A 26,476-nucleotide genomic window follows, 5' to 3' on the forward strand; every position below is an offset into this window, starting at 1 on the left:
CTTCTGGTATTGGTGGGGGTTACCCTGCGGAGAGCTTTAAATAGGCGTTGGAGAGAGATAAGTGACACAAATCTAATAGACAAATGATGGAATCAAAAGCTTTTGCAATTTTTTTTTATACGTATCATGAAAAATGCCGGGAAACCCCGGCATTAGAAAAAATAAAAATATTTGGTTATCAGTGTTTTATGCTGATTTCAAGACCTCGTTCATACTGCGTACAGCATCGGCGCTCTTGCTGAAAAGTGCCTGTTCTGCTTCATTCAGTTCAAAGTCAACGATCCTTTCCCACCCGTCTTTCCCAATAATTACCGGTACGCCCAGGCATATATCCTGTTGTCCGTATTCACCATGAAGGGAAACGGAGCAGGTGATCAGTTTCTTCTCATCGCGGAGAATGCTTTCAACCAGCGCCGTTGTGGCTGCACCAGGTGCATACCAGGCTGATGTACCGATCAGTTTGGTAAGCGTAGCACCGCCCACCATCGTATCTGCAACGATCTGCTCCTGCTCATGAATGCTCAGGTACCTTGTTACAGGAGTTGAATTCCAGGTCGCATGGCGGATTAGCGGGATCATGGTGGTATCCCCGTGTCCACCCACTACCACCGCATTCAGGTCTGCGGGCGAGCAACCCAGTTTCTGGCTCAACTGGTATTTAAAACGGGCACTATCCAGTGCGCCGCCCATTCCGATGATCCTGTTCTTCGGCAACCTGGTTACCTGCATCGCCAGTTGGGTCATGGTATCCATGGGGTTGCTCACGATGATCAGGATGGCTTCCGGAGAGTGTTTGAGGATATTGTCACATACTGTTTTCACGATACCGGCATTGGTACCGATCAGTTCTTCCCTGGTCATTCCCGGCTTGCGTGGAATGCCGGATGTTATCACCACCACATTACTTCCAGCCGTTTTGCTGTAGTCATTGGTGGATCCGACAATCCTGGTATCGAATCCCAGCAATGCGGCAGTCTGCATCATATCCTGGGCTTTTCCTTCGGCCAGCCCTTCCTTGATATCCAATAAAACCAATTCCTGGCAGATCTCCTTACGGGCAATATTATCGGCGCAGGTAGCACCAACGGCACCGGCACCTACAACTGTAACTTTCATGAATAAACAGTTTATTTTATTTTATGATGGCGAACAAATATAGGGGATCAGTGCTTGAAACCGTCGAGCACTTTTTTGATTTCCGTCGTGCCTTCAAAACTGGTCAGCAGCTTTCCCTTGCGGTCGTATAACGCAAGAAAAGGAAGGTTTCCTATCCGGAAATATGGAGGCATAAAAAACTTCTCGTCCCTGCCTATATACAGGTTTTTCCAGGCAGACATCTGGTACTTGTCATAAAATGCCTGCAGTTCTTCAATCGGTTGATAGGTGGCCAGAACGAGATTGTATTTCTCAAATGCGGGCAATTGCTCTTTCAGCCAGTCAACCTGCTGCTGGCAATGGTGACAATCGGGACTGAAAAACATGATCAGCGTCCCGGATCGGTTAGCAAGATTGTCGCGGTTTATTTTTTTACCATCCAATCCAAGCAGTTCAAAAGGCGGAACAGTAGGGTAGCGCTTGAATGGCGGCGGAACGGAATCGGTTTGTGCGAACAGTTTAACAGTGCCTGCGAAAAGAAACAGAAAAAGTAGCGAGAGGGTAAAACGGAGATACGGGTGATTCACTTTCATCGTTTAAAATTACCAACAATGAGCGCATGAAAAGTCCAGCAAATTTTTTTAACGAAATAAATTTGGACTTATCTACGATTAATTCGTAGATTTACGAAAACATCGTAGACATGGATAAGCTAAGTCAGCCTGAGGAGCAGGCTATGCAGGTTTTCTGGGAAGTAGGAGAGGCTAATGTAAAGGCCGTGCTTGAACGCCTTGTAGCGCCGCAGCCGCCTTATACCACGCTGGCATCAACGGTAAAAAACCTTGAAAAGAAAGGATTTCTGAACAGCCGGCTATTGGGGAACATGTATGTATACCAGCCAGCGATATCCGAAGAAAGCTACAAGCGGAATTTCATGGGGGAATTCATTCGCAATTATTTCGATAACTCGTATAAGGAAGTGGTGAATTTCTTTGTCAACGAACAGCAGCTGAGTAAGGAAGAACTGCAGGAAATCATCCGCCTGATTGAAAAAAGCAATAAAGCCAGGTAGTCATGCATATACTACTCACTTACCTGTTAAAGCTCAGCATCAGTCTTGCTGCAGTTTACCTGTTTTACTGGCTGCTGTTGCGCCGGCTCACATTTTACCGCTGGAACCGGTATTACCTGCTGGGATATGCTGCGGCCTGTTTTTTCCTGCCGTTGCTGAACATCTATCAATGGCTGGATCAAAATGACAGCAACAACGCTGTGCTGTTGCAGTTACCGCGGGTGGACCAGATCACAGAAGGGGCAGTGCAGCTGGAAAGCTGGACGGCGGGAACCTGGCTGGTGACGGCATTCATTGCCGGTGTAATCGTGATGTTAGGGCGCATGGCCGTTCAGTATGTTTCCCTTTTCCGCCTGCGCAGCAGGGCTGTTTTGCTGGCAACCGATAACCTGCGTATCTACGAGGTGCAGCAACCGATTATCCCTTTTTCTTTCGGGTCATCGGTGTTTATCAATACCTCCCGCCACCAGGAAGCAGAACTGAAAGAGATCATCAAACACGAAATGGTCCACGTACGCGAACGCCATACCATTGATATGGTATTTGCTGAACTGCTGGTGGCGCTGAACTGGTACAATCCTTTCGCCTGGCTGTTGCGGCACGCTATCCGGCAGAACCTGGAATTTATTGCCGACGAAGGTGTGCTGGCGCATGGCATCGACCGCAGGCAATACCAGTATCTCCTGTTGAAAGTAGTTGGCCAGCAGCAATTCAGTATGGCCAATCACCTGAATATTTCCGCACTAAAAAATCGAATTAACATGATGAACACTATCCGTTCCGCCAGGGTTCACCTGGTGAAGTTTGCCTTCGTGCTGCCAGTGATCGCAGTGTTGTTGCTGGCCTTCCGCCGGGAACCGCAAAAGAACACTACCAAAGAAAACCAGGCACCTGCCATTGTAACCCTTACCGTGGCAGACACGCTGCCGCAACACCGGATGCCGCCTCCGAATGAAAAAGGGTATATCCTGACCATAGCGGATAATATTGGTGAGTGTGTGGTGATCATTAAAGACCGGCAGGGCAAACTTATCCGAGCCCTGACGCTGGAAGACTGGAACAAAGACAGCAATGCTTTTGAATCGCAGTACGGTAAAATTCCACCACCGCCGCCAGCACCCGTTCCGCCGACACCACCGGGAGCACCTGCGCCGGTTGTGGTGCTTGACGGGGTGAGAAATGATAAGTACGTGGTCGTACCGGATCAACCTGCTCAACCGGCACAACCGGCTGGTTTGGCAGCTCCTGTGCAGGAAGTGAGGATTGCACCGGTACCACCCAGGCCACCCCGGCCGGCCAAAGCGCCGAAACTTCCCGCCAATGTCAGCATGATCATCATCAAAGACAATTCCACGGCAACCGTTACCCTGAAAAATGGCAAAAAGGAAAACTATGATTTGTCCAAACCTGATCAGAGAGCGCAGTTCGAAAAGAAATACGGCCGGATTGAAGCGCCGGAACCGGTAGAACTGGCCGAGCCGGTTGTCTCCATCACGGCCAACGCTCCGACAACACCTCTGTATATTATTGACGGCAAAGAGGCAGATGCGGCTACCGTCCGTGCCCTGGATCCCCACTCGATCGATAGAATAGAAGTGTTCAAGGACGCAGAGGCTGCCAAAACCTATGGCGAAAAGGGTAAAAACGGCGTCATAAAACTGACCACCAAAACCATTAATTGATTCAATCTGAATATTTTATCCCGGCCTGACGAGAAATCCGGTTGTATGCCCGAATTGCACTAGCTTTGCCCCCTTACTAAAACTGCAATTAAATAGTATTTCGTTATGGCTAGTACGTCGGATATCAGCCGCGGGCTTATTATCAAACTGGATGGCAGCCTCTATAAAGTGGTTGAATTCGGAGAAAACAAAACTGCCCGTGCCGCAGCAAAGGTTTGGGCAAAACTGAAAGGAGTTGACAATTCCAGGACCATCGAACAAACCTGGAACAGTGGTGACACCATTTACCCGGTTCGTGTTGAACGCAAGAACTTTCAGTACCTGTATAAAGATGACACCGGTTACAATTTCATGGATAATGAAACTTTCGAGCAGGTAGCCGTTCAGGAAACCCTGATCGACGCCCCTCAGTTCCTGAAAGACGGCCAGGAGGTTTCAGTATTGATCAATACCGAAATCGAACAGCCCATGAGTGTGGAATTGCCCGATAAGATCGTATTGCTGGTGACCTACAGTGAGCCGGGAATGCGTGGTGACACGGCTACCCGTACCCTGAAACCGGCAACGGTTGAAACAGGCGCCACCGTTATGGTACCACTGTTTGTAAATGAAGGAGAACTGATCCGCGTCAACACCAAAAATGGTGAATACGTAGAGCGTGTAAAAGAATAAGAAAGGGAGCCCCTGAACAAGGGGCTTTTTTTATGAATGGCTGAGGGAAACCCAAACCGTTTTTCTTCCCTATCTTAGCCGCCTAAAATATCACCAACTGTAAATTCAGTACAATGGATTTCAAACAAATTCAGGAGTTGATCCGCTTGATCAACAAATCGAACATCGGTGAACTGACGATTGAGGAGAAAGGATTTAAGGTGACGATTAAGCAAAAACAAGAAAATATCCAGCAGGTAGTGGCTGCTGCGCCTGTCTATACGGCCCAGGCAGCACCGGCACCCGCAGCCGCACCGGCGGCTGTTCCGCAACCTGCGGCCGCAGCTGCTGCCGATAAGCCAAAAGCTGCAGAAACTGCTGCCAATCTCATTACAATTAAGAGTCCCATGATCGGCACTTTCTACCGCCGGTCATCACCCGATAAACCGGTGCTGGCAGAAATCGGCGACGAAATCACCCCCGGTAAAGTAGTTTGCATCATTGAAGCCATGAAGCTGTTCAATGAGATCGAAAGCGAAGTAAAAGGCAAAATAGTGAAAGTACTGGTGGACGATGCGTCGCCGGTGGAGTACGATCAACCGCTATTCCTGGTTGAACCTGCCTAATTCCTCGTCAAAATCCTCTTGGAAAATGTTTAAAAAAGTATTGATTGCGAACCGGGGTGAAATTGCATTGCGGGTCATTCGCACCTGCCGTGAAATGGGCATCAAAACCGTAGCAGTTTATTCAACTGCCGATAAAGACAGCCTTCACGTCAAATTTGCCGACGAAGCCGTTTGTATCGGTCGCCCCCAGAGCGCAGATTCCTACCTTAATATTCCGCACCTGATGGCTGCAGCGGAAATTACGAATGCAGATGCCATCCACCCGGGATATGGGTTCCTGGCTGAAAACGCCCGGTTTGCCGAGATCTGCGGAGAACACAATATCAAGTTTATTGGCCCCACACCTGACCAGATCAGGTCTATGGGCGACAAGATCACGGCCAAAGAAACCATGATCCGTGCAGGCGTTCCGGTTATCCCGGGAAGTGATGGCCTTCTCGCCAATATTGACCAGGCGTACAGCGTTGCCCGCGACATGGGTTATCCTGTGATCATCAAGGCTACCGCCGGCGGCGGCGGTAAAGGCATGCGGGTGGTCTGGAATGAGCAGGAAATGGAACGCGCCTATAATACCGCCAAGGCAGAAGCTGCTGCCTCATTCAAAAACGACGGTATCTATATGGAGAAGTTCGTGGAAGAACCGCGCCATATTGAAATACAGGTTGCCGGCGACCGTTATGGAAAAGTCTGCCACCTCAGTGAGCGGGATTGTTCCATCCAGCGCCGCCACCAGAAACTCGTGGAAGAATCTCCTTCACCGTTCATGATCCCTGAGCTCCGTTATGCCATGGGGGAGGCTGCTAAAAAAGCCGCTTCAGCCATTGGTTATGAAAGTGTGGGGACGATCGAATTCCTGGTAGACAAACACCGCAACTTCTATTTCATGGAAATGAACACGCGGATACAGGTAGAACACTGCGTTACGGAAGAGGTGATCAATTTCGACCTGATCAAGGAGCAATTGAAGATCGCCATGGGTGAACCCATCAGCGGACGGGATTATGAACCCCAGATGCATGCGATCGAATGCCGGATCAATGCCGAAGATCCTTATAACGATTTTCGCCCTAGTCCGGGCAAAATCACGACACTGCACACTCCGGGTGGACATGGGGTTCGGGTAGACAGTCATGTTTACGCAGGGTATACGATCCCTCCTTATTACGACAGTATGATCGGTAAACTGATCACCATCGCACGAACGCGTGACGAAGCGATCAATACCATGTACCGCGCATTAAGCGAATATGTGATCGAAGGCGTGAAAACAACCATTCCATTCCACCTGCAACTGATGCAGAACGAAGATTTCAGGAACGGTAACTTTACCACCAAGTTCCTCGAAACTTTCAAGTTGAAATAACAGGTTGGAATCGCCAGCAAAGGATAAAAATTTACCGGGCTTTCCAGATGGGAAGCCCGGAATTCTTTCTAACTGAAATTGAATAACAGTCATGGAACCCAGAAAGCCTTCTGAAAGTTTTGTAGTGATGACCGAACTCGTGTTGCCGAACGATACCAATGTATTCGGAAACCTGATGGGTGGCCGGTTGATGTACTGGATGGATATTGCCGCGGCACTGGCTGCAGGCAAACATTGCAATGCACCGGTAGTAACGGCCTCAGTAGACAATATCTCCTTCGAAGCGCCCATCAAACTGGGCAATGTGGTGAATATTCAGGCTAAAGTGACCAGGGCTTTTTCAACCAGCATGGAAGTGCACCTGAGCGTATACGGCGAAGACCTGACGCACCAGTACAAATACAAGAGCAATGAAGCGTATTACACTTTTGTTGCCCTTGATCCCAACCGCAAACCAAGACCTGTGCCACCGCTGGTACCTGAAACTGACACCGAAAAACTGTTGTTTGAGGGAGCGTTGCGCAGAAGACAATTGAGATTGATCCTCGGCGGCAAAATGAAACCGAATGATGCTACTGAACTGAAAGCTTTGTTCCAGCCCTGACCGGATCAGGTCTTTTCCTTTTCCGGCTTGCCGAGGATGGCTTCCGCCAGGTGTGGTACTTTCATCATGTAGGGCCGGCTTTGCTCGATCGCATCCATCACCTGGTCTAGGATGACCTCACCCGGTGCGTCGTAATCTATCGTAAGGGGCGCTTTGAATTCCACCTTAAGCAATGAACCTTTCTTTTTGAACGACAGTCCCTTCTTTCCGAAGGCGCGCCAGAAGCCATTGATCACAACCGGTACTACGATAGGCCTGTTCTTTTTAATGATGAGGGCTGTCCCTTTTCTTCCAGGGGCAAAAGGCCTTGTTGTTCCCTGTGGAAATGTGATCACCCAGCTCCCGGCAAGTGCCCTTTCGATTTTTCGCGTGTCTGAAGGGTCAAGTCCGCGACGCACTTCGGTTGCCCCCGTGCGCCACGTGCGCTTCACCGTCAGTGCGCCGGCAAGAATAAAAAACTTGCTGATCCAGCTGCCCTTCATCGTTTCTTCAGCGGCTACGTAGTAAATGTTGGTATAAGGATTCAGCAGATAGTAGGGGAGTCCGAGCCGGTTTTTTTTGCCCCATTTCACCGCACAGAAGATGTGCAGGAAAGTGATCACGTCTGCGAAATAAGTCTGGTGATTGCTGACAAACAAAACATTGTTGCGGGGCAGTTTTTCGAGATGTTCCGTGCCCTTGATCTTTATCCTGTTGAAGATCGTCAACCCAGGATAGGATACTATTCCCACCACAGCATACACCATTTTCCGTACCAGCCGGATCTGTTTAAGTCTAGAGATCAGTTCTTGCATGCCGAATTCATTAGGGGAAAAACAAGCAATGTCGCAATATACAGATTTATATTTGCGCATCATGAAAACCAAAGCCGTCATATTCGACATGGATGGCCTGCTGATCGACTCAGAACCGTTGTGGCAGGAAGCAGGTATAGAGGCACTCTTACCGCACAATATTCAATTGACTGTTGAACAGTATCATTCCAGTACCGGTTTGCGTACATTGGAATGGGTGGATCACTGGTTCACACATTTTGCAGTGGACAAATCAAATGCTGCAGCAACGGTAACGCGTATTGAAGCCAGCGCAATCGATAAGATCAACCGCCTGGGAAAACCCATGCCCGGTGTTGAACACATCATCAATTTTTTCCTGGAAAGAAATTTTGCAATCGGCATTGCATCATCATCACCGCTGGCATTGATTGATGTCGTAATAAAGAAACTTGGTATTACCCAACATCTCGACGCGATCAGTTCGGCCCAGGGACTTCCGTTTGGCAAACCTCACCCCCAGGTATACCTGAATTGTGCGGAGACTCTTGGCATACCGGCATACCGCTGCATTTGTTTTGAGGATTCTTTCAATGGGATGATTGCAGCCAAGGCGGCAAAAATGGCCTGCGTAGTGGTGCCTGAAGCAGCGCAATATCATTCCCCGCGATGGGGTGCGGCAGATCTCAAACTCGGCTCCCTGGCCAATTTCAACCAGTTGTTGCTGGACAGGTTCCTGCAGTGATCAGACAGTTACCCGATCACACTGCTGTAAGAATGCTTCACTGATATCGGCACCAATGCCTGGTGCGTCGGGGAGTACCACGTAAAAGCCGTCATATGTAACACCGCCTGTTACAGGATCTTCCAGGTGACCCAGCAGGCAGGTGTCCATGTCGTAATAAATGATATTGTCCAGCGCAGTGGCAAGGTGTGCAAATGCACTGAGTGCGAGCCTGCTCTCCAGCATCCCGCCCATCATGCAGGGAATTCCTGCAGCTGAGCAAACCTGGTTGATCAGCAGCGCTTCCTGTATGCCACCGCTTTTGGAAAGTTTTATGTTCACCGAATCACAGGCGTCAGCGCGGATCAGTCTTGCTGCATCCTGATGATGAAATACACTTTCATCCGCCATTACCGGGATCGGCGAAAGCTGCTTCAGACCGGGAAGAAAATGGTCATTGTAACTGCGCATGGGCTGCTCACAGAACTGGATATGATACGGCCCCATACCCATCAGTGCCTGCAGGGCTTCTTCAGGCGACCATCCCTGGTTGGCATCAATCCGGAGACGAATTTCCGGGCCAACAACTTCCCTGATATGCCGGACCCTTTCCATATCGGTCTCCGGATCCTTTCCCAGTTTTATTTTGATGATGGTCACGCCGCGGCGCACAAAGTCTCTCGCCTGTTCCGCCATGTCGCCCGGTGTACCGATGCCGATCGTGAGATCGGTCAGCAGGGGCTTCAGGGCTGTTCCCCCCAGGAACCGATAGAGCGGCTGACCGGCAGCTTTCGCAGCGATATCATACAATGCCATATCAAAGGCGCTTTTAATAGTATTGTTGCCTGCTGTAAAAGCATCCAGTTCCCGCAGCCGTGACGGAATATCGAGTGCGTCTTTTCCTTTCCAGAGCTTTGCGAAATCTGCCGCCATTACCTGGCAGGTATCCTGTGTTTCTCCAACGATCATGGGAAATGCCGAACACTCGCCAACACCATACCAGCCGGAATCAGTGTGTACCCGGATAAAAGTATTCTGCGCAAAATGCATTGTCCCCGTAGCAATCGTGAAGGGGCGCATGGGTATGCTTAACCGGAATATATCGATATGGGAGATTTTTAAGCTGGACATAGCCGAAACTACTGAATTGTGCGTTATGCAAACGATTCTCTGAACGGCTCGGGGTTATTCTTCTTATTTTTGCGCCCACAAAGCTGTTCACACATGGATCCAAGGCCCGAGATTTCATTTGACAATACAAAAAATGCTTTTGCGTATAAGTCTGATGCCGCGTTGAAAAAAGCGGATTTTTTGTTTTCCAGTATGGGACTGTCGCCCCTGGTAAAACTGGGTACCTGGTTTACACCGCTGGCGATCAGGTGGGGTCTGCCTGTAAAGGGTATGATCCGCAACACCATATTTACCCAGTTTGTCGGCGGCGAAACGCTTGAAGAAACGGCAAGGGTGGCGAAGGTACTCGGTGAGCACAAGGTCCAGGTGATCCTTGACTATGGGGTGGAAGGCGGTGATCATGGCGAAGCCGGTCTCGACCATGCCTGTGATGAATTCATCCGTGTGATCGATTATGCCGCCACACAACCGAATATTCCTTTCATGAGCATTAAAGTAACCGGGCTGGCAAGGTTCGGATTGCTGGAAAAGCTCGATGCTGTATCAACCGCCAAAAGCGGTTACCAGGGCAGGGTACATACGGAAGCGCTGACTGCCGACGAACTAAAAGAGTGGGACAGGGTCCTCCTGCGCATGCATCGCATCTGCAAGGATGCAGCAGAGAAAAAAGTGGGCGTGCTGATAGATGCGGAAGAAAGCTGGATCCAGGATCCCGTTGATGCCCTGGCGATGGAAATGATGGCGATCTACAACACCAGTGAAGCGGTGGTGTACAACACCATCCAGCTCTACCGCCATGATCGTTTGCAGTTCCTGAAAGACAGCTACCAGCAGGCGGAAGCCAAAGGCTTTATCCTCGGCGCCAAACTGGTCAGAGGCGCCTATATGGAAAAGGAAAGGAAAAGGGCAGAGGCCATGCAGTATCCCAGCCCCATTCAACCCAATAAAGAGGCAACCGATCGTGATTATAACCAGGGCCTGCGGTTCTGCATAGAGCATCTCGAACGTATCGCCGTAATCGTTGCCTCACACAATGAATACAGTAATCTTCTGGCAACCCAGCTATTGCAGGACAAAGGATTGCCGCTTTCGCACGAACATATTCATTTTTCGCAATTGTACGGGATGAGCGATAACATTACGTTCAACCTCGCGAAGGCCGGCTGCCCGGTAAGCAAGTACCTGCCTTTCGGTCCCATCGCTGAAGTAATTCCCTACCTGATGCGCCGGGCCCAGGAAAACAGCTCGGTAGCCGGACAAACAGGAAGAGAACTCGGCCTGATCAGAAGGGAACTGGCGCGGCGGAAAAAGGAAGTGTAAGAATCAGTCAAAAGAAAACAGCGCTACGATCTCTTCCAGGAATTGCTGATCCGTTTCATCAAACTGATCCAGCAATTCACTATCCACATCCAGCACGGCAACCACCTCACCGTCCTTCCACAAGGGCACTACGATTTCTGAACGGGAAAGACTGCTGCAGGCAATATGACCGGGGAATTTTTCCACATCGGGCACGATAAGCGTTTTACCCTGTGCCCAGCTGCTGCCGCATACGCCTTTGCCTTTCCTGATGCGCGTACACGCCACTGGTCCCTGGAACGGGCCAAGCACCAGTTCACCTGATTTTACCAGGTAAAAACCCACCCAGAACCAGCCAAATTGTTCTTTCAGGGCGGCTGCCACATTCCCGAGGTTGGCAACCAGGTCGTTTTCGCCTTCGAGCAGCCCCCGGAGCTGCGGAAGAAGGGATTGGTACTGTTCTTCTTTGGTACCCGTGAGGATCTTTAAGTCTTCTGCCATATTTGCAAAGATACCTATCTTGCGGGCATGCAACAGTACCTGAAGTTATTGCAATATATCCTCGACAATGGCGTAGAGAAATCTGACCGTACCGGCACCGGTACCATCAGTTGTTTCGGATACCAGATGCGCTTTAACCTGGAAGACGGATTTCCCCTTGTAACCACGAAGAAGCTGCACCTGAGAAGCATCATCCATGAACTGTTGTGGTTTCTGAAAGGCGACACCAATATCGCTTATCTTAAAGAGAACGGTGTAGGCATCTGGGACGAATGGGCAAACGAACAGGGTGATCTCGGACCAGTATACGGAAAGCAATGGCGCAGCTGGGAAGGGAAAGACGGCAAAGTGGTGGACCAGGTAACGGACCTGATCCAGCAGATCAAAAAGAACCCTGACAGCAGGCGCCTGATCGTCAGTGCATGGAATGTGGGCGAGCTGCCTGAAATGGCATTGATGCCCTGTCATACCCTCTTCCAGTTTTATGTTGCTGAAGGTAAACTGAGCTGCCAGCTCTACCAGCGCTCTGCAGATGTATTCCTCGGTGTGCCGTTCAACATTGCTTCCTATGCATTACTCACCATGATGGTGGCGCAGGTTTGCGGACTGAAACCGGGTGATTTCATTCACACCTTCGGTGATGTGCACATTTATTCCAATCACCTGGAGCAGGTAAAACTTCAACTTTCAAGAACACCTTTTCCGCTCCCGGTAATGAAGATCAATCCTGAAGTGAAAGATATCTTTGCCTTCCGGTTTGAGGATTTCGAATTGACGAACTACCAGTTTCATCCTGCCATCAAAGCTCCTGTTGCGGTATGAAAATAAATATGGTTCTCGCAGCCAGTGAAAACAATGTGATCGGCAAGGACAACAAACTGTTGTGGTGCCTGCCGAACGACATGAAGTTTTTCAAAAACACCACCTGGGCGATGCCGGTGATCATGGGACGTAAAACCTATGAAAGCCTGGGTAAGCCCTTGAAAGGACGGATCAATATTGTGATCACTTCCAACCAGGAATGGAAAGCTGATAATGTTATCGTAACCCACAGTCTTGACGCAGCAATAAAAGCCGGAGCTGCAACCGATGTGAAAGAATTGTACATCATCGGGGGCGGTGAGATCTACCGGCAGGCAATGCCCATCGCTGATCGCATTTACCTGACGCGCGTTCACGGAACTTTTGATGGGGACACTTATTTCCCGGAAATGAAAAAGGAAGACTGGTCATTGTTTTCCCGCCTGGATTTTCCGGTGGATAAGGACCATGACTATGCTTACAGCTTTGAAGTGTGGGATCGTGTAAAGCCAGGCATTTAATGGATAGCCGGCCTTATTCCCGATTTCAGCTGGCGAAGAAATATCTCCGGTACTGGCTCCATGCGGATAATGGAAAAGGGCATGGTATTCATTCTCCTTTTGTGTATGCATTTGTGCGCGAGGTACTGATGGAGATTGATTTCTCACAACCACTTGCATCCCGGGAGATAGAAAAGCTGCGCAAAAGGTTGCTGTCGGATAACAGTGTGTTGCAAGTGGAAGATTGGGGTGCAGGAAGCACCCAGCAGGGGCGACAGCGGGAACGCCGCGTGTCGGATATCGCGAAACACGCAGCCAAAAGTTCCCGGTGGGGAGCTTTGCTCCACCGCTCGGTAGCTTACTTTCAACCTAAAGGAATAGTAGAGCTGGGAACTTCCCTGGGATTGTCAGGAGCATATCTCGCAAGCGCGAGGTTTGGTGCACCTTTTTATACAATAGAAGGGTCACCGAAGGTAGCGGAAAGGGCAAGGCAGCATTTTAAGGAATTGGGCATGACTGATGTGGAAGTGGTTACGGGGCAGTTTGATAATTGTCTGCCGCAACTGTTGCCGCAGCTTCCGAAACCTTTTTTCGCGTACGTGGATGGCAATCACCAGGAGGAGCCTACCATTAATTATTTTCACCAGCTGAAGGCAAATGCAGATGCCGATACGGTACTGGTATTCGACGATATCCACTGGAGCGCCGGAATGGAGGCTGCGTGGGAAACGATCAAAAATGATCCGGCAGTTACCTGTACCATCGACCTGTTTTTTGTCGGCTTCGTTTTTTTCAGGCCGGGCATCCGGCCGGCAAGGCATTTTACAATCCGTTACTGATTCTCCGCAATAACTATTAAATTGGGGTAAGCAATCAGGTTAGTATGATTATCGGAGTATTGAAGGAACCTGCAGGGGAGACCCGGGTTTCGCTGCTACCCGAAGCAGTGGCTTCCCTGCAAAAGAAAGGACATGAAATTTGGGTAGAGTCCGGTGCCGGCATTTCCGCATATGCCGACGACGACAGCTATACCGCCGTTGGAGCTAAGATTGTTGAAGGCAGTGCATTCAAAGAGGCACACCTGATGCTGTCCATACATCCGCCCGGATTTCCCCTTGTAGCCGGACAAATCCTGATTGGCAGTTTCCAGCCTTTATCGTATCCCACCTTTGTGCAGAAAATGGTAACTGAAGGGGTGACCTGTTTCAGCCTGGATATGTTGCCCCGTACTACCCGGGCGCAGTCCATGGACGTTCTCAGTTCGCAGGCGAATATTGCAGGATACAAGGCCGTGCTGCTCGCTGCACATACCCATAGCCGTTATTTTCCGATGTTTATGACCGCGGCGGGAAGCATTGCACCCGCCAAGATCCTGATCCTGGGTGCCGGCGTTGCAGGGCTTCAGGCCATTGCCACAGCAAGACGCCTTGGTGCGGTGGTGGAAGTGTTTGATACCAGGCCGGCCGTGAAGGAAGAGGTGGTCAGCCTCGGGGCAAAATTTGTGGAAGTGGAAGGCGCTGCGGATGCGAGCAAAGCTGGCGGCTATGCGGTGGAGCAGGATGAAGCCTTCCGGCTCCGTCAGCAGGAAAAGATCGCTGCGTCCGTTAAAAAAGCAGACATCGTGATCACGACGGCACAGATCCCGGGCAAAAAAGCACCAGTGCTGGTGACATCAGAAATGATCCACTCCATGAAGCCGGGTTCCGTAATTGTTGACCTGGCCGCAGGTACAGGGGGCAATACCACGTTAACACTGGATAAGCAGATGGTGGTGGAAAACGGCGTGCGCATTTTCGGTGATTCCAATCTTGCCGCAGGCATGCCTTCAGATGCCAGCAAGCTATACGGTAAGAATGTCACCAATTTCATCGAATTGATTTCGGGTGCGAACGGACAGGTCAACCTCAACTGGGCAGACGACCTGGTGAAAGGATGCTGTATCACCCATGAACACGCTATTGTACATGACAGACTAAAATCATAAGGATATGTTACCAGTTCTGGATTGGATCGCGCTGCATGAGGACTATATCTATGTAGTCATCCTCATGATCTTCCTGGGTATAGAAGTGATTGGCCGCGTACCGAGCGTACTGCACACCCCGTTGATGAGCGGTGCCAATGCCATCCATGGTGTCGTGATCATCGGCGCCATAATCGTAATGGGCAGGGCGAGTACCGAAAATTACCTTGCCCTGATCCTGGGTTTCCTGGCAGTGATTTTAGGGACACTGAATGTGGTGGGCGGATTTGTGGTGACAGACAGAATGCTGGAGATGTTCCGGCATAAAAAAGAAAAATAAACCGGTACCATGTCGCTATTAACCCTGATATACCTGCTGGCCTCAGTAAGTTTTGTGATCGGCCTGAAACAGTTGTCGCATCCTGCTACGGCCAGGAGGGGGAACCTGCTTGCGGCTGCAGGTATGGCGATTGCCATCTTCGCCACCATATTTCTGTATCGTGATGAACAGGGTGCCGCATTGGGCAATTATGGCTGGATCTTCAGTGGCCTCGTGATCGGCGGTGTGATCGGCACGTATTCCGCAAGAAAGGTACAGATGACGGCCATGCCGGAAATGGTGAGCATCTTTAATGGTATGGGGGGCGCCTGTGCGGCATTGATCTCCATTATAGAATTCAATCGCCTCGCTGATGCGATCCATGGTAAACACGATTCCCTGTCGGCAGTTTTTCCTGCTTCTTCAGCTTACGGACATTGGGTGGGCGAAATGCTGGTGATCGCTGCCGGACTAATCATCGGTTCGGTATCCTTTGCGGGCAGTGTGATCGCCTGGGGAAAACTGAATGGCAGAATTAAGGACTTCTCTTTCCGCGGACAACATTTTGTAAACATTGGCTTGTTACTGGCTGCGGTCATCCTGGCTGCATGGCTGATCGCGGTTCATGAAAATGCGAACCAATCAGTCTTTTATCTTATTCTCCTGTTGTCTCTTTGTTATGGCGTTTTCTTTGTGCTCCCGATCGGCGGCGCAGACATGCCTGTTGTGATATCCCTGCTCAATTCTTTTACCGGCGTGGCTGCCGCCTGCGGTGGCTTCCTGTATCACAACAAAGCAATGCTCACTGGTGGTATCCTGGTGGGCGCAGCGGGTACTTTGCTGACCATCCTGATGTGTAAAGCCATGAACCGCTCGCTCAAGAATGTACTGATCGGTTCTTTTGGCGGAACAGTAACAGCTTCCGGGCACCATGTTACCCAGGGCGCCTATAAGGAGGTGAGTCTTTCCGATGCGGCAGTAGTGTTGTCCTTTGCCAACAAGGTGATGATCGTACCCGGATACGGACTGGCAGTAGCGCAGGCGCAGCATGCCTGCCACGAACTGGAAAAACTGCTTACAGGTAAAGGCGTCGATGTGAAGTATGCCATCCATCCCGTTGCCGGAAGGATGCCCGGCCATATGAATGTATTGCTGGCTGAGGCGGATGTAGCTTATGAACAGTTGCTGGAAATGGAAACCGCCAACGATGAATTTTCAACCGTAGATGTGGTGCTGGTACTGGGAGCGAACGATGTAGTGAACCCCGCTGCCAAAACTGATCCGGCTTCCCCGATATATGGTATGCCGATTCTCGATGTGGAAAGCGCAAAGACCTGTATCGTCAACAAACGCAGCATGAAACCAGGATATGCCGGCATCGAGAACGAACTTTTTTTTCGCCCCAAAACATCCATGCTTTTTGGCGATGCCAAAAAAGTACTACAGGATCTCATTGCCGAGATCAAGAATCTCTGATCGTTATTTTTGCTTTTTAAATTAGTACATGCTTACTGCAACGATGTTGGAGGATTGGCGTCACGCACCGGGATTTGACGAAGCTGCTTTCAGCGAAGTGCACGAAAGCGGTGCACAGGTAGTATCTATCCGGATGAATCCCGCCAAGTGGAAAGACAGTTCAGGATTGTCCTTTCCCCTGGGTGAAAAAGTTCCCTGGAACAGCTATGGATTCTACCTGGAGCAGCGACCGTTTTTCACGTTCGAGCCCTGGCTGCATGCGGGCGTATTTTACGTGCAGGAAGCCAGTAGCATGTTCCTGGAAACAGCCATCCGGCAGACAGTTGATCTTTCGGTGCCCGTTATGGCCCTGGATGGCTGCGCTGCGCCGGGAGGGAAGTCGACTCTGATCCAGTCGCTGCTGCCTCCCAAAAGCGTACTGGTGAGTAATGAAGTGATCCGCAACCGCGCCACTATCCTGGAAGAGAATCTTATCAAATGGGGATCACCCAACAGCATCGTGACGAGTAGTGATCCCCGTGAGTTCGCACCGCTGGGCCCCGTATTCGACCTGCTGGTAGTGGACGCGCCCTGCAGCGGCAGCGGCCTTTTTCGTCGTGACCCGGATGCCGCTGAAGGATGGAGCAGAGACCTGGTGAAACTATGCAGCCAGCGGCAGCAGCGCATCCTGGCCGACTATTGGCAGGCGTTGAAACCGGGCGGCATACTGATCTATTCCACCTGTTCTTATTCTGTGGAAGAAGATGAAGCTATTGCCGATTGGATCATGGAATCCTGGGATGCGGTTTCGCTGCCCCTCGACATTCCGGAACACTGGAATATCGTGACCAGTCAGAGTTCCCGCTTCCATGCCTGGGGCTACCGGTTTTACCCGGACCGGCTGATGGGAGAAGGGCTGTTTCTGGCGGCTTTCAGGAAGGAAGACGGCGAAGGGAAACCGCCCAGACCGGGCAAACCCAAGTGGGAACCCATACCAGCCAGAAAGCAGCAGGGGCTGAAGCGATGGATTGCAGATGACTGGCAAACGAATTTTGTTACGCTGAATCAGTCCGTGATCGCATGGCACAGCGAGCTGGAGGAAATGTTGATGCGGCTGGGTAATGTTTATGTTCGCCAGGCCGGCCTCCTGATGGGTAAGCTGGCAGGAGAGGAGCTAATTCCCGAGACTGCCCTGGCATTAAATCAGCAACGTGCCACAAGCCTGCCACAGCTGTCATTTGACTGGGAACAGGCGCTCCGCTATCTCCGGAAGGAAGAAATACCCTGGTCGGGCAGTGAAAAGGGATGGTACCTGGCAACATTTGCCGGTCAGTCGCTGGGCTGGCTCAAATTACTGGGTAACCGGACCAATAACTATTATCCCAAAGAATGGCGCATCCTGAAATCATCATGACCCCCATTGCCCGCATTTTACGATATTGCGGGATAATTGCACCGGATAAAATTCATTTCCTTATGTTGAAAAGACCTATTCTCAGCATTGTTTTTGTGATCCTGACCTGTGTGGTGCGGGCCCAGGGAACCTTGCAGGTTCAGGGCATAACCCCCGATCTGTATCTGCTTCATAAAGTTCAGCCGAAAGAAACCTGGTACAGCATCGGCAGAACCTATAATCTTCCTCCAAAGGAAATCGGGACCTATAATAAAACGGATATCAACAGCGGGCTGTCTGTTGGCCAGACGGTAAAAATCCCGTTGGTGGGCGGAAACTTTGTACAGACCACGGCCAAAGCAAACGATGAGGCCCTTGTTCCCGTGTATCATACGGTGAAAGAAGGGGAATGGATGTACCGGGTAAGTACCAATCACAACAAGGTGCCGGTTGACCAGCTGGAGAGCTGGAACAATATCAAAAGCAACCAGGTGAAATCAGGCATGAACCTCATCGTGGGTTACCTGAAGGTCAAAAAAGACCAGAGCGCCCTTGCTTCGGGCAATATTCCCGTTGCACCTGTTTCAGCACCTGCGGCAACCTCAGCCGTTCCTGCGGCTTCATCGGTCAGTACAGGAGCGGCAAGCACTGGTGCTTCCGGCGTTGTGACAACAGGCAATTCCAAACCAGCACAGCCATCGCCCGTGGCCACCAATCCGGCGCCTGCACCTGCAACCAGTAACCTGCCTGCTTCACTGGACTACCGGGGCGGATATTTCAAATCACAGTATGAAACCGGATCATCGAAATCTGCAAAGGGCACAGCTGCCACTTTTCGCAGCACCAGTGGCTGGAATGACGGTAAATATTATGCGCTGATGGATGAAGTGCCTGTAGGTACCATTGTGATGGTGACCAATACAGCTTCAGGCAAGGTGATTTATGCAAAAGTGCTGGGCAATCTTTCCGACATCAGGGAGAATGCCGGCCTGGCCATTCGCATCAGTAATGCCGCAGCAACGGAGCTGGGAGCAGGCGAAAATAAATTCAGCGCCGAAGTAAGGTTCTAACTGCTAATCATATGATCAGAAAGCTACTGCCTCTTGCGTTTGTAGCGCTGTCCGCTACGCTGCACGCCCAGCCAACAGAAAAACCCGTTCTTCATGGGAGCCACTGGATGGCGATCACCGGGAAACCCTTGGCTGCCACTGCCGGTGCCAGGATCTTTCAGCAGGGCGGCAATGCCGTTGACGCTGCCTGCGCCATGCTTGCGGCTACCTGCACTATGTGGGACGTGCTGAGCTGGGGAGGTGAAACACAGGCTTTGATCTATCATCCCAAACTGAAAAAAGTAATCGGCATCAATGCACTCGGTGTTGCGCCTACCGGTGCCACGGCAGCATATTTCAAATCAAAAGGAATGAACTTCCCGCCACAGTACGGACCACTGGCTGCGGTAACACCCGGCACACCGGGCGGACTATGCACCATGCTCGCAGAATATGGTACCATGAGTCTCAAACAGGTGCTGGCACCCGCCATGGAACTCAGTGAAGGCTATCCGATCGAAGCGCAAACGGCCAACAGCATGGAACGGGATAAGGAGCGTATCAAAGGCTGGCCATATTCCAAAGCAATATTCCTGACACATCCCGGTGAAAAACGAGAAGCCCCTGAAGCAGGCGAAATCTTCCGCCAGGCCGATCTGCTGCAAACGTTGCAACGTATGGTTGAAGCAGAACAGGCAGCGCTCAAAAAAGGAAAGAACCGGAAGGAAGCGATCTATGCAGCCTACGACCGATTCTACCGCGGCGATATCGCCAAAGAATTCGTACGGGGGTGCCAGGAACAGGGTGGTCTGATTACGATGGAAGACCTGGCCAACTGGAAGGTACTCACAGAAGAACCGCTACATACGAATTACAAAGGCATTGAAGTATATAAATTGTCGCAGTGGACCCAGGGTCCCATGTTGCTGCAAAGCCTGAACATGCTCGAGAAAATGGACCTGAAGGCCATGGGCTTCAATTCTGCCCGTTACATCCACACGCTGTACCAGGTGATGAGCAAGGCATTTGCAGACAGGGATTTTTATTACGGTGACCCTTATTTCCCGCCCGCAGAACCGATCCAGGGCCTTTTGTCGAAAGAATATGCAGCAAAAAGAGCAGCTGAAATCAACTGGGATAAAAATGATCCCCTCGTAAAACCGGGAGATCCTTATCCGTTCGAAGGAAAAGAAAATCCTTACCGCGAACTCCTGCAGCAGTGGCCGGGTAAACCATCCGGAAATAACAGCAACCAGGGAGAACTGGCCATTTCAGAAAAATACCTGGAGAATGTATGGCTCGGAACTACTTCCGTTGAAGCAGCCGATAAGGAAGGCTGGGTGGTTTCCATCACGCCTAGTGGTGGCTGGCTGCCAGCCTGTGTTGCCGGGAAAACCGGTGTGGGCATGAGCCAGCGCATGCAAAGTTTTGTGACGGATACCGCATTGAATCCCTTTAATGTGGTCGAGCCGGGCAAAAGGCCGAGGGTAACATTAACACCGACACTTGCCATGAAAGACGGCAAACCCTACCTGTCTTTTGCCGTACAGGGAGGCGATACACAGGATCAGAACCTGTTACAGTTTTTTCTGAATGTAGTGGAGTTTGGCATGAACGTGCAGGAAGCGGTGGAAGCACCCAATATCAATACCTATCAATACTGGTTGTCGCTGGGAGACGAAGACCGTAAACCGAGACCGGGACAAATCCTGTTGCATGCCTCAACGCCAGCGTATATCCGAAAGGAGCTTTCACGCATGGGTTATCAGCTGAGATTCGAAAACAAAACATCCGGACCAACCAACGCAATCTTTTTCGACTGGAAACACGGAAGCTTCTGGGGTGGTTCGAGCAATTACGGCGAAGATTACGGCATCGGTTGGTGAGGATCAGCTTTCACCCATCCCAGGCGGATCGCATACAGTACCAGGCCAACCCGGCTTTTTACCTGCAGCTTTTCAAACAGCGCTTCGCGGTATCCATCAATGGTCCTTTCACTTAATCCCATACTGATCGCGATCTCCTTATAGGTGAGTTCGGAAGCAGCGTGTTTGATGAATTCCATTTCCCTTTCGGATAATTTCACCGAAGGCAATGGCTGTTTCTCTTCTTTATGGATGGTGTGGATCAGCTTTCCGGTTACATAGTCGGAATAATAAAAACCGCGCTCCAGGATTTCCGTCAGTGCCCGGTGTAATTCACTCTGCGTACAATCTTTCAGCAGGTATCCCCGGCAACCCGAACGGATCATCTGGATCACAGAAGTTTCATCGTCATTCATGCTCAATGCCAGCAGCCGGATAAGGGGAAAGCGGGCACTCAGTTCTTTCGCTGCCTGTACGCCATTCATGACCGGCATATTGATGTCCAGGATAATGATATCAGGCGGATTGGTCTGCTTCGCCAGCCCATCCAGCAGCACCTGCCCATTGGCAGCCACCAGTGTAACCTCAAAACCAGGGATTTCGTTGATCAGGTGAGAAAGGGATTCGGCAACCAGCCGGTGGTCGTCTGCAATGGCTACTTCATATTTTTTTGGTGTCTTGGATGGCATCTTCGTTGTTTTTTGGCAGGTTAATGGTAATACTGGTTCCGGTTCCGGGCACGCTGTTAATGGTGATGCGGGCGCCGACCAGCGCTGCGCGTTTCTGGAGATTCTTCAGGCCGGATCCTGACTCTGATATGCTTCTTTTTTCCGCTTCCCGCGGATCGAATCCTTTTCCGTTATCCATGATCGTGATGCAAAAATTATCTGCCGTGTAGATCATCGACAAATCGATCTCACTGGCTGCTGCATGCTTGAGGATATTGTTGAGAATCTCCTGGATCATCCGGTAAATAACGATTTCTTTTTTTGCATCGATAACAAAATCTTCTCCTTCCGTAATAAACCGGCAGGTGATCATAGCCGATTGTTCAATACGCTGCAACTCGAAACGGATCGACTCCCGTAGTCCGTAGGAAGAAAGCATGTCGCTGTTCATACCTTTCGAAAGCATCCTGATATAGCGGATCACGTCTCCGACAAGATTGTTGGTGTCCTGGATCCGTTTTAGCTGGGAATGGTCCTTTAGTTCGTTTTCCAGGATGTTCAGGTTGATCCGTGCAACGCTCAGAATTTGTCCCATATTGTCGTGGATCTCCTGGCTTACATCCCGCAGGGTCTGATCGCGGCTCTCGATCTGGGTGGTCAGCACTTCCTTTTCATAGCTCTGTTTCAGCAGGTCCTGCTCGATCTTTTGCTTAAGCCTGCGGCGCTGCCCGGAAAGGATAAAATAAAGGATGAAGCCTGACAGGGCGAGCATCATGATCACCGCTGCGGACAGGGTGTAGATGATCTCGAATTCTGAAACACGCTTCATAAACGTTTAGTTGTTGTCGGGCTTTTATGTTGCAACCAGAAATTCAATACAAAGGAACCATAAAAGAGCCACTCGCTGATCACGAGGAAAGGAACAGTCATCCGGTGGCCATCCTGTTTCATCACATTATATATACCCAGGGTCAGAAAGGAAGAGATGCTATGGATGAGAATTCCCAGTGCAATCCATAAGGAGTATTGATAGGCGGTCTCCTGCCAGTTATGATGGTCGAAGAGCTGTGCGATATAAAAAAGGACCTGCAGGATCAGCAGCAGGCAGGTAAGTACGATGATAAGGGTATTGAATGTTTTGTCGGGTGGTTGCAGGTACATGGCATTCAGAAACGCCAGTATTGCCACCACCGGAATAGTGATAAGGAAAGGCTTCCTGAGCCGACCCATTTCATTGGCCAGCGCCAGCGTAAGGAAGGCATAGTACAAAGGCCTGAATACATGATGGTAAACATAGTTGTTGACAAAGATCCTGCCCATCATGAACTCAAGCACTTCGCCGGCAAATGCAACGAGCAGGAACAGCCAAAACATGCGGTTGGCATCCGTCAGGCTTTTGTTCCTGGCAGCGCCAACCGCTATACCGATTCCTATAATTCCAAGTTTGACACAGGTCGCGATAAAAAGATTCATGCAAATGTAGCTTTTGAAGCACAGGGTTAGCCTTTGCCACAGTTTGGCGGGCAGGGATAATAAACAAGGTAAACAGTCTGGGTGGCATTGTCCTGGGTTGCTCCTTTGTACTTCATGGTACCCTCAGCCCCGTAAATGATGAACACGGGTGTTTTGAATTCCGCCTTGCCGTAAAAAATATGCAATTCGGTAACGCCCTGTTGCGCCATGAGGTCTCTCAGCGGTTCCAGGGGGATCATCATCCCTTGTTTGAATTTCGCCCGGATCGATTTGTCATTCACGAAGTTGTCCCGGTAGATCTGAGCGGAGTCAGCCGAGATTTTCCTGAAAGCGAAAGGTTCAGGGGTGGTGTCGGTAAGAATTTTTTTTGAGGGTCCACACGCTGCCAGAAACACAATGACCGATAAGAAAAGCAGTAATTTCTTCATGGCTTTTGGTTTGAGGTGATTGATATTTTAAAGTTAACAATAATGTGTAGAGAAAGCCAGGGGTATACACCCCTGGTTGTTGGATAGGTAAGCGCAGGTTTAATGGTGATTCTTTTTATAATAAAGTATGATCATCATCGTGAGAAAGGCAAAAGCAGCCATTATGCCCACCAGCCAGTAAAAGTGGCGGGCTGCCAGGAGGTCGGGTTCGAACATACCTGAGGTTTTGGAGTGTGATTTATGGAGAGGCCGGTGTGGCTGTGGTGTCTTGCGACCCCCACAACCATGACCGACCGAACCTGATGCTGCTGTGAAATTAGCATAGTGCTCACCGTAGGAAAAGGGGAGAATCCTCTTTATTGACCGGGAAAAACCCCGGTTATGGAGAAATCTGGCCACAAAAAAGGCCGCCCTTGCAGGCGGCCCCATATGAGAATGCTGTAATACAGGTTATTTCGCAAACTGGCGGCGGATAATGTTCAGCGCGGCGCCCTCTTTGAACCACTCGATCTGCTGCTCATTATAGCTGTGATTCGCCAGGATGGTTTCTGACGTACCATCCTTATGATGCAGTACAAGTTCCAGCGGCTTGTTCGGCAGGAAGGTGGTCAGGCCGTCAATATCAATGGAATCGTCTTCACGGATCTTGTCGTAATCAGACTTATCTGCAAAGGTCAGCGCCAGCATACCCTGCTTTTTCAGGTTGGTTTCGTGGATCCTGGCGAAGCTCTTCACCAGGACTGCCCTTACACCAAGATGGCGGGGTTCCATGGCAGCGTGCTCCCGGCTGGAACCTTCACCGTAGTTTTCGTCACCTACCACAATGGTACCCACGCCTGCAGCTTTATAAGCCCGCTGGGTGGCCGGAACGGGACCGTATTCGCCAGTGAGCTGATTCTTTACATTGTCTGTTTTCTCATTGTAAAAATTCACCGCACCGATCAGCAGGTTGTTGGAAATATTGTCGAGGTGACCACGGAATTTCAACCAGGGACCAGCCATGGAAATATGGTCCGTGGTACACTTGCCTTTTGCCTTGATCAGCAATTTGAGGCCTTTGAGATCTGTTCCTTCCCAGGGAGCAAAGGGATCCAGTAACTGCAACCTTTTGCTGGTGGGATCTACGATCACCTTAACGCCACTGCCGTCTTCAGCAGGAGCCTGGTAACCCGGATCATCCACAGAAAATCCTTTCGGAGGCAATTCATCACCCGTCGGAGGATCGAGTTTTACTTTCTCTCCTTTATTGTTGATCAGCGTATCCGTAATCGGGTTGAAGTTGAGATCACCCGCGATCGCCAGGGCAGTCACCAGTTCCGGTGAACCCACAAATGCCAGCGTATTGGGATTGCCGTCAGCTCTTTTGGCAAAGTTCCGGTTGAAAGAATGGACGATAGTGTTCCTTTCCTGCTTTTCCGCACCTACACGTTCCCACATACCGATGCAGGGACCACATGCATTGGCAAAAACAGTCGCTCCGATCTCCTGGAATACATTCAGGAAACCGTCTCTCTCAATCGTATAGCGAACCTGCTCGGAGCCGGGTGTGATGGTAAACTCTGATTTCAGGGTCAATCCCTTGTTGGCCACCTGCTTCGCCAGGCTCACCGAGCGGCTGATGTCTTCGTAGGATGAGTTGGTACAGGAACCGATCAGTCCCACTTCAATCTTGGTAGGCCAGCCATTTTTGGCTGCTTCTTCCTTCATCTTGGAAAGGGGAGTAGCCAGGTCCGGTGTGAAAGGTCCGTTGAGGTGCGGTTCCAGTTCGCTCAGGTTGATCTCAATCACCTGGTCGAAATATTTTTCAGGATCAGCATATACTTCCGGATCGCCATTCAGGTGTTGACGAATGCCATCAGCCAGAGCGGCAACTTCATCACGACCTGTTGCTTTCAGGTAACGGCTCATGGAATCATCATATCCGAAGGTTGACGTGGTTGCGCCGATCTCTGCACCCATATTACAGATAGTGCCTTTACCGGTACAGCTCATTGCAACAGCGCCTTCACCAAAATATTCCACAACAGCCCCGGTTCCGCCTTTCACGGTCAGGATACCGGCAACTTTCAGGATCACATCTTTCGGAGCAGTCCAGCCACTGAGTTTGCCCGTCAGCTTGATACCGATCAGTTTCGGCATTTTCAGTTCCCAGGCAAGGCCGCTCATTACGTCACAGGCGTCAGCGCCACCAACGCCGATGGCAATCATACCCAATCCGCCGGCATTTACCGTATGGGAGTCAGTTCCGATCATCATACCACCGGGGAAAGCGTAGTTTTCCAACACTACCTGGTGAATAATACCGGCTCCGGGTTTCCAGAAGCCAATACCGTATTTATTGGAAACAGATGCAAGGAAGTCATATACCTCGCTGCTTTCATTTACAGCGCGTTGAAGGTCAGTTACACTGTTGTCTTTTGCGACGATCAGGTGGTCGCAATGCACGGTAGAAGGAACGGCTACCTTGTTGCGGCCTGCCTGCATGAATTGCAACAAAGCCATCTGCGCCGTCGCATCCTGCATGGCAACGCGGTCGGGCGCAAAATCAACATAGCTCTTACCCCGCTCAAAAGAGTGGGTTGCATCCCCCTGCCAGAGGTGGGCATATAGTATTTTTTCGGTAAGGGTCAAAGGTCGGCCAACAATTTTCCGGGCAGCTTCCACGCGTCCGGGAAATTGTGCATACACTTTCTTGATCATCTCGAGGTCGAAAACCATAGCGTAATTATTATAAGTTTAACCTGTAGGATTGCGTTCTGGAACCGCGAATTTACCGATAAATGCGTTAATTTGTGTCATGAAGAATATCAAGCACTTTATTGAGTGGCATGTGTTTGGTGTTTGCTCCTACCTTGGTGAAAGAATGGGCATAGCGCCGGCAACGATCCGCCGTTATTTTATGTACATCTCCCTGTTGACAATGGGCTCCCCCATTATCTTTTACATCTTCACTGCATTTTGGATGAATGTAAAACAGTATATGTATGATCGCAGGCGCAATCCGCTTCGTTATTTTTAAATAGTCCCCGCTGTTTTCGGTT

At 50.3% G+C, this 26,476-nt stretch carries 28 protein-coding genes; 18 read left to right on the top strand and 10 right to left on the bottom strand.

The window, feature by feature from the left end; all coding sequences use genetic code 11:
• Positions 1-186: 186 nt before the first annotated feature.
• Both FPE01S_RS09935 and FPE01S_RS09940 read right to left on the bottom strand, forming a co-directional pair.
• Positions 187-1,116 (bottom strand): malate dehydrogenase, encoded by a 930-nt coding sequence (locus FPE01S_RS09935; protein ID WP_046368893.1) that lies wholly within the window; start codon positions 1,114-1,116, stop codon positions 187-189.
• 47 nt (positions 1,117-1,163) lie between these two features.
• Positions 1,164-1,688, bottom strand: a complete 525-nt coding sequence (locus FPE01S_RS09940; protein ID WP_046368894.1) for a TlpA family protein disulfide reductase — start codon at positions 1,686-1,688, stop codon at positions 1,164-1,166.
• Between the two features lie 110 nt (positions 1,689-1,798).
• Between FPE01S_RS09940 and FPE01S_RS09945 the strand changes: the two genes are divergently transcribed.
• From FPE01S_RS09945 to FPE01S_RS09970, 6 genes are all read left to right on the top strand, one after another.
• Positions 1,799-2,167 (top strand): BlaI/MecI/CopY family transcriptional regulator, encoded by a 369-nt coding sequence (locus tag FPE01S_RS09945; RefSeq protein ID WP_046368895.1) that lies wholly within the window; start codon positions 1,799-1,801, stop codon positions 2,165-2,167.
• A 2-nt stretch (positions 2,168-2,169) separates the two neighbouring features.
• Entirely contained in the window at positions 2,170-3,849 is a 1,680-nt protein-coding gene (locus tag FPE01S_RS24825) for a M56 family metallopeptidase (protein WP_052955691.1), read from the top strand.
• Positions 3,850-3,954: 105 nt separating this feature from the next.
• Complete coding sequence (efp, locus tag FPE01S_RS09955) at positions 3,955-4,521, top strand: elongation factor P (protein WP_046368896.1); 567 nt, start codon at positions 3,955-3,957, stop codon at positions 4,519-4,521.
• Positions 4,522-4,634: 113 nt separating this feature from the next.
• Entirely contained in the window at positions 4,635-5,126 is a 492-nt protein-coding gene (gene accB, locus FPE01S_RS09960; protein ID WP_046368897.1) for an acetyl-CoA carboxylase biotin carboxyl carrier protein, read from the top strand.
• Positions 5,127-5,151: 25 nt separating this feature from the next.
• The gene (accC, locus tag FPE01S_RS09965) at positions 5,152-6,489 is read left to right on the top strand and encodes an acetyl-CoA carboxylase biotin carboxylase subunit (protein WP_046368898.1); all 1,338 of its coding nucleotides are present in this window, start codon (positions 5,152-5,154) and stop codon (positions 6,487-6,489) included.
• 91 nt (positions 6,490-6,580) lie between these two features.
• Positions 6,581-7,093 carry an acyl-CoA thioesterase gene (locus FPE01S_RS09970; RefSeq protein ID WP_046368899.1) on the top strand — a complete coding sequence of 171 codons (513 nt, stop codon included), beginning with the start codon at positions 6,581-6,583 and terminating at the stop codon, positions 7,091-7,093.
• 5 nt (positions 7,094-7,098) lie between these two features.
• Here the strand turns inward: FPE01S_RS09970 and FPE01S_RS09975 are convergent, their stop codons facing one another.
• Positions 7,099-7,887, bottom strand: coding sequence for a lysophospholipid acyltransferase family protein (locus FPE01S_RS09975; RefSeq protein ID WP_046369773.1), 789 nt, complete (start codon positions 7,885-7,887; stop codon positions 7,099-7,101).
• Between the two features lie 61 nt (positions 7,888-7,948).
• Between FPE01S_RS09975 and hxpB the strand changes: the two genes are divergently transcribed.
• Positions 7,949-8,611, top strand: coding sequence for a hexitol phosphatase HxpB (gene hxpB / locus FPE01S_RS09980; protein WP_046368900.1), 663 nt, complete (start codon positions 7,949-7,951; stop codon positions 8,609-8,611).
• Here the strand turns inward: hxpB and FPE01S_RS09985 are convergent, their stop codons facing one another.
• Positions 8,612-9,721, bottom strand: coding sequence for a mandelate racemase/muconate lactonizing enzyme family protein (locus tag FPE01S_RS09985; protein ID WP_046368901.1), 1,110 nt, complete (start codon positions 9,719-9,721; stop codon positions 8,612-8,614).
• 93 nt (positions 9,722-9,814) lie between these two features.
• Between FPE01S_RS09985 and FPE01S_RS09990 the strand changes: the two genes are divergently transcribed.
• A complete protein-coding gene (locus tag FPE01S_RS09990; RefSeq protein WP_046368902.1) occupies positions 9,815-11,041 on the top strand; it encodes a proline dehydrogenase family protein in 1,227 nt (408 codons plus the stop codon).
• 3 nt (positions 11,042-11,044) lie between these two features.
• Here FPE01S_RS09990 and FPE01S_RS09995 read toward each other — a convergent pair whose 3' ends face one another.
• Positions 11,045-11,521, bottom strand: coding sequence for a free L-methionine (R)-S-oxide reductase MsrC (locus tag FPE01S_RS09995; protein ID WP_046369774.1), 477 nt, complete (start codon positions 11,519-11,521; stop codon positions 11,045-11,047).
• 27 nt (positions 11,522-11,548) lie between these two features.
• Here FPE01S_RS09995 and FPE01S_RS10000 point away from each other — a divergent pair, with 27 nt between their 5' ends.
• From FPE01S_RS10000 to FPE01S_RS10040, 9 genes are all read left to right on the top strand, one after another.
• Positions 11,549-12,343: a thymidylate synthase gene (locus FPE01S_RS10000; protein ID WP_046368903.1), complete on the top strand. Its 795-nt coding sequence runs from the start codon at positions 11,549-11,551 to the stop codon at positions 12,341-12,343.
• Positions 12,340-12,843 (top strand): dihydrofolate reductase, encoded by a 504-nt coding sequence (locus tag FPE01S_RS10005; protein ID WP_046368904.1) that lies wholly within the window; start codon positions 12,340-12,342, stop codon positions 12,841-12,843. The genes FPE01S_RS10000 and FPE01S_RS10005 overlap by 4 nt, the downstream gene beginning before the upstream one ends.
• Positions 12,843-13,661, top strand: a complete 819-nt coding sequence (locus FPE01S_RS10010; RefSeq protein WP_046368905.1) for an O-methyltransferase — start codon at positions 12,843-12,845, stop codon at positions 13,659-13,661. Before FPE01S_RS10005 ends, FPE01S_RS10010 begins: the two co-directional genes overlap by 1 nt.
• 44 nt (positions 13,662-13,705) lie before the next feature.
• Complete coding sequence (locus FPE01S_RS10015; RefSeq protein WP_046368906.1) at positions 13,706-14,806, top strand: NAD(P) transhydrogenase subunit alpha; 1,101 nt, start codon at positions 13,706-13,708, stop codon at positions 14,804-14,806.
• A 4-nt stretch (positions 14,807-14,810) separates the two neighbouring features.
• Entirely contained in the window at positions 14,811-15,125 is a 315-nt protein-coding gene (locus FPE01S_RS10020) for an NAD(P) transhydrogenase subunit alpha part 2 (protein WP_046368907.1), read from the top strand.
• A gap of 9 nt (positions 15,126-15,134) precedes the next feature.
• Complete coding sequence (locus FPE01S_RS10025) at positions 15,135-16,580, top strand: NAD(P)(+) transhydrogenase (Re/Si-specific) subunit beta (RefSeq protein ID WP_046368908.1); 1,446 nt, start codon at positions 15,135-15,137, stop codon at positions 16,578-16,580.
• 28 nt (positions 16,581-16,608) lie between these two features.
• A complete protein-coding gene (locus FPE01S_RS10030; RefSeq protein WP_046368909.1) occupies positions 16,609-17,973 on the top strand; it encodes a methyltransferase RsmF C-terminal domain-like protein in 1,365 nt (454 codons plus the stop codon).
• Between the two features lie 62 nt (positions 17,974-18,035).
• Positions 18,036-19,022, top strand: a complete 987-nt coding sequence (locus FPE01S_RS25875) for a LysM peptidoglycan-binding domain-containing protein (protein ID WP_046368910.1) — start codon at positions 18,036-18,038, stop codon at positions 19,020-19,022.
• An 11-nt stretch (positions 19,023-19,033) separates the two neighbouring features.
• Complete coding sequence (locus FPE01S_RS10040) at positions 19,034-20,887, top strand: gamma-glutamyltransferase family protein (RefSeq protein ID WP_046368911.1); 1,854 nt, start codon at positions 19,034-19,036, stop codon at positions 20,885-20,887.
• Here the strand turns inward: FPE01S_RS10040 and FPE01S_RS10045 are convergent.
• The 5 genes from FPE01S_RS10045 to FPE01S_RS10070 form a co-directional block, all read right to left on the bottom strand.
• Positions 20,869-21,555: a response regulator transcription factor gene (locus FPE01S_RS10045; RefSeq protein WP_046368912.1), complete on the bottom strand. Its 687-nt coding sequence runs from the start codon at positions 21,553-21,555 to the stop codon at positions 20,869-20,871. The two genes, FPE01S_RS10040 and FPE01S_RS10045, sit on opposite strands and share 19 nt — an antisense overlap.
• A complete protein-coding gene (locus FPE01S_RS10050) occupies positions 21,527-22,363 on the bottom strand; it encodes a sensor histidine kinase (protein WP_052955692.1) in 837 nt (278 codons plus the stop codon). Before FPE01S_RS10050 ends, FPE01S_RS10045 begins: the two co-directional genes overlap by 29 nt.
• On the bottom strand, positions 22,360-23,007 hold the full coding sequence (locus tag FPE01S_RS10055) for a hypothetical protein (protein WP_046368913.1): 648 nt from the start codon (positions 23,005-23,007) through the stop codon (positions 22,360-22,362). The genes FPE01S_RS10050 and FPE01S_RS10055 overlap by 4 nt, the downstream gene beginning before the upstream one ends.
• A 26-nt stretch (positions 23,008-23,033) precedes the next feature.
• Positions 23,034-23,435 (bottom strand): hypothetical protein, encoded by a 402-nt coding sequence (locus FPE01S_RS10060; RefSeq protein ID WP_046368914.1) that lies wholly within the window; start codon positions 23,433-23,435, stop codon positions 23,034-23,036.
• 450 nt (positions 23,436-23,885) lie between these two features.
• The gene (locus FPE01S_RS10070) at positions 23,886-26,153 is read right to left on the bottom strand and encodes an aconitate hydratase (RefSeq protein ID WP_046368916.1); all 2,268 of its coding nucleotides are present in this window, start codon (positions 26,151-26,153) and stop codon (positions 23,886-23,888) included.
• A 79-nt stretch (positions 26,154-26,232) separates the two neighbouring features.
• Between FPE01S_RS10070 and FPE01S_RS10075 the strand changes: the two genes are divergently transcribed.
• Positions 26,233-26,454, top strand: coding sequence for a PspC domain-containing protein (locus FPE01S_RS10075; RefSeq protein ID WP_046368917.1), 222 nt, complete (start codon positions 26,233-26,235; stop codon positions 26,452-26,454).
• The last annotated feature ends 22 nt before the right edge of the window (positions 26,455-26,476 follow it).

Source organism: Flavihumibacter petaseus NBRC 106054, from assembly GCF_000974785.1.
In the GTDB taxonomy this organism is placed as follows: domain Bacteria; phylum Bacteroidota; class Bacteroidia; order Chitinophagales; family Chitinophagaceae; genus Flavihumibacter; species Flavihumibacter petaseus.

What these genes read in the sequence shown, in the direction of transcription:
- FPE01S_RS09935 (WP_046368893.1), bottom strand. Translation starts at nt 1,116, where the DNA reads ATGAAAGTTACAGTTGTAGGTGCCGGTGCCGTTGGTGCTACCTGCGCC.
- FPE01S_RS09940 (WP_046368894.1), bottom strand. Translation starts at nt 1,688, where the DNA reads ATGAAAGTGAATCACCCGTATCTCCGTTTTACCCTCTCGCTACTTTTT.
- FPE01S_RS09945 (WP_046368895.1), top strand. Translation starts at nt 1,799, where the DNA reads ATGGATAAGCTAAGTCAGCCTGAGGAGCAGGCTATGCAGGTTTTCTGG.
- FPE01S_RS24825 (WP_052955691.1), top strand. Translation starts at nt 2,170, where the DNA reads ATGCATATACTACTCACTTACCTGTTAAAGCTCAGCATCAGTCTTGCT.
- efp (WP_046368896.1), top strand. Translation starts at nt 3,955, where the DNA reads ATGGCTAGTACGTCGGATATCAGCCGCGGGCTTATTATCAAACTGGAT.
- accB (WP_046368897.1), top strand. Translation starts at nt 4,635, where the DNA reads ATGGATTTCAAACAAATTCAGGAGTTGATCCGCTTGATCAACAAATCG.
- accC (WP_046368898.1), top strand. Translation starts at nt 5,152, where the DNA reads ATGTTTAAAAAAGTATTGATTGCGAACCGGGGTGAAATTGCATTGCGG.
- FPE01S_RS09970 (WP_046368899.1), top strand. Translation starts at nt 6,581, where the DNA reads ATGGAACCCAGAAAGCCTTCTGAAAGTTTTGTAGTGATGACCGAACTC.
- FPE01S_RS09975 (WP_046369773.1), bottom strand. Translation starts at nt 7,887, where the DNA reads ATGCAAGAACTGATCTCTAGACTTAAACAGATCCGGCTGGTACGGAAA.
- hxpB (WP_046368900.1), top strand. Translation starts at nt 7,949, where the DNA reads ATGAAAACCAAAGCCGTCATATTCGACATGGATGGCCTGCTGATCGAC.
- FPE01S_RS09985 (WP_046368901.1), bottom strand. Translation starts at nt 9,721, where the DNA reads ATGTCCAGCTTAAAAATCTCCCATATCGATATATTCCGGTTAAGCATA.
- FPE01S_RS09990 (WP_046368902.1), top strand. Translation starts at nt 9,815, where the DNA reads ATGGATCCAAGGCCCGAGATTTCATTTGACAATACAAAAAATGCTTTT.
- FPE01S_RS09995 (WP_046369774.1), bottom strand. Translation starts at nt 11,521, where the DNA reads ATGGCAGAAGACTTAAAGATCCTCACGGGTACCAAAGAAGAACAGTAC.
- FPE01S_RS10000 (WP_046368903.1), top strand. Translation starts at nt 11,549, where the DNA reads ATGCAACAGTACCTGAAGTTATTGCAATATATCCTCGACAATGGCGTA.
- FPE01S_RS10005 (WP_046368904.1), top strand. Translation starts at nt 12,340, where the DNA reads ATGAAAATAAATATGGTTCTCGCAGCCAGTGAAAACAATGTGATCGGC.
- FPE01S_RS10010 (WP_046368905.1), top strand. Translation starts at nt 12,843, where the DNA reads ATGGATAGCCGGCCTTATTCCCGATTTCAGCTGGCGAAGAAATATCTC.
- FPE01S_RS10015 (WP_046368906.1), top strand. Translation starts at nt 13,706, where the DNA reads ATGATTATCGGAGTATTGAAGGAACCTGCAGGGGAGACCCGGGTTTCG.
- FPE01S_RS10020 (WP_046368907.1), top strand. Translation starts at nt 14,811, where the DNA reads ATGTTACCAGTTCTGGATTGGATCGCGCTGCATGAGGACTATATCTAT.
- FPE01S_RS10025 (WP_046368908.1), top strand. Translation starts at nt 15,135, where the DNA reads ATGTCGCTATTAACCCTGATATACCTGCTGGCCTCAGTAAGTTTTGTG.
- FPE01S_RS10030 (WP_046368909.1), top strand. Translation starts at nt 16,609, where the DNA reads ATGCTTACTGCAACGATGTTGGAGGATTGGCGTCACGCACCGGGATTT.
- FPE01S_RS25875 (WP_046368910.1), top strand. Translation starts at nt 18,036, where the DNA reads ATGTTGAAAAGACCTATTCTCAGCATTGTTTTTGTGATCCTGACCTGT.
- FPE01S_RS10040 (WP_046368911.1), top strand. Translation starts at nt 19,034, where the DNA reads ATGATCAGAAAGCTACTGCCTCTTGCGTTTGTAGCGCTGTCCGCTACG.
- FPE01S_RS10045 (WP_046368912.1), bottom strand. Translation starts at nt 21,555, where the DNA reads ATGCCATCCAAGACACCAAAAAAATATGAAGTAGCCATTGCAGACGAC.
- FPE01S_RS10050 (WP_052955692.1), bottom strand. Translation starts at nt 22,363, where the DNA reads ATGAAGCGTGTTTCAGAATTCGAGATCATCTACACCCTGTCCGCAGCG.
- FPE01S_RS10055 (WP_046368913.1), bottom strand. Translation starts at nt 23,007, where the DNA reads ATGAATCTTTTTATCGCGACCTGTGTCAAACTTGGAATTATAGGAATC.
- FPE01S_RS10060 (WP_046368914.1), bottom strand. Translation starts at nt 23,435, where the DNA reads ATGAAGAAATTACTGCTTTTCTTATCGGTCATTGTGTTTCTGGCAGCG.
- FPE01S_RS10070 (WP_046368916.1), bottom strand. Translation starts at nt 26,153, where the DNA reads ATGGTTTTCGACCTCGAGATGATCAAGAAAGTGTATGCACAATTTCCC.
- FPE01S_RS10075 (WP_046368917.1), top strand. Translation starts at nt 26,233, where the DNA reads ATGAAGAATATCAAGCACTTTATTGAGTGGCATGTGTTTGGTGTTTGC.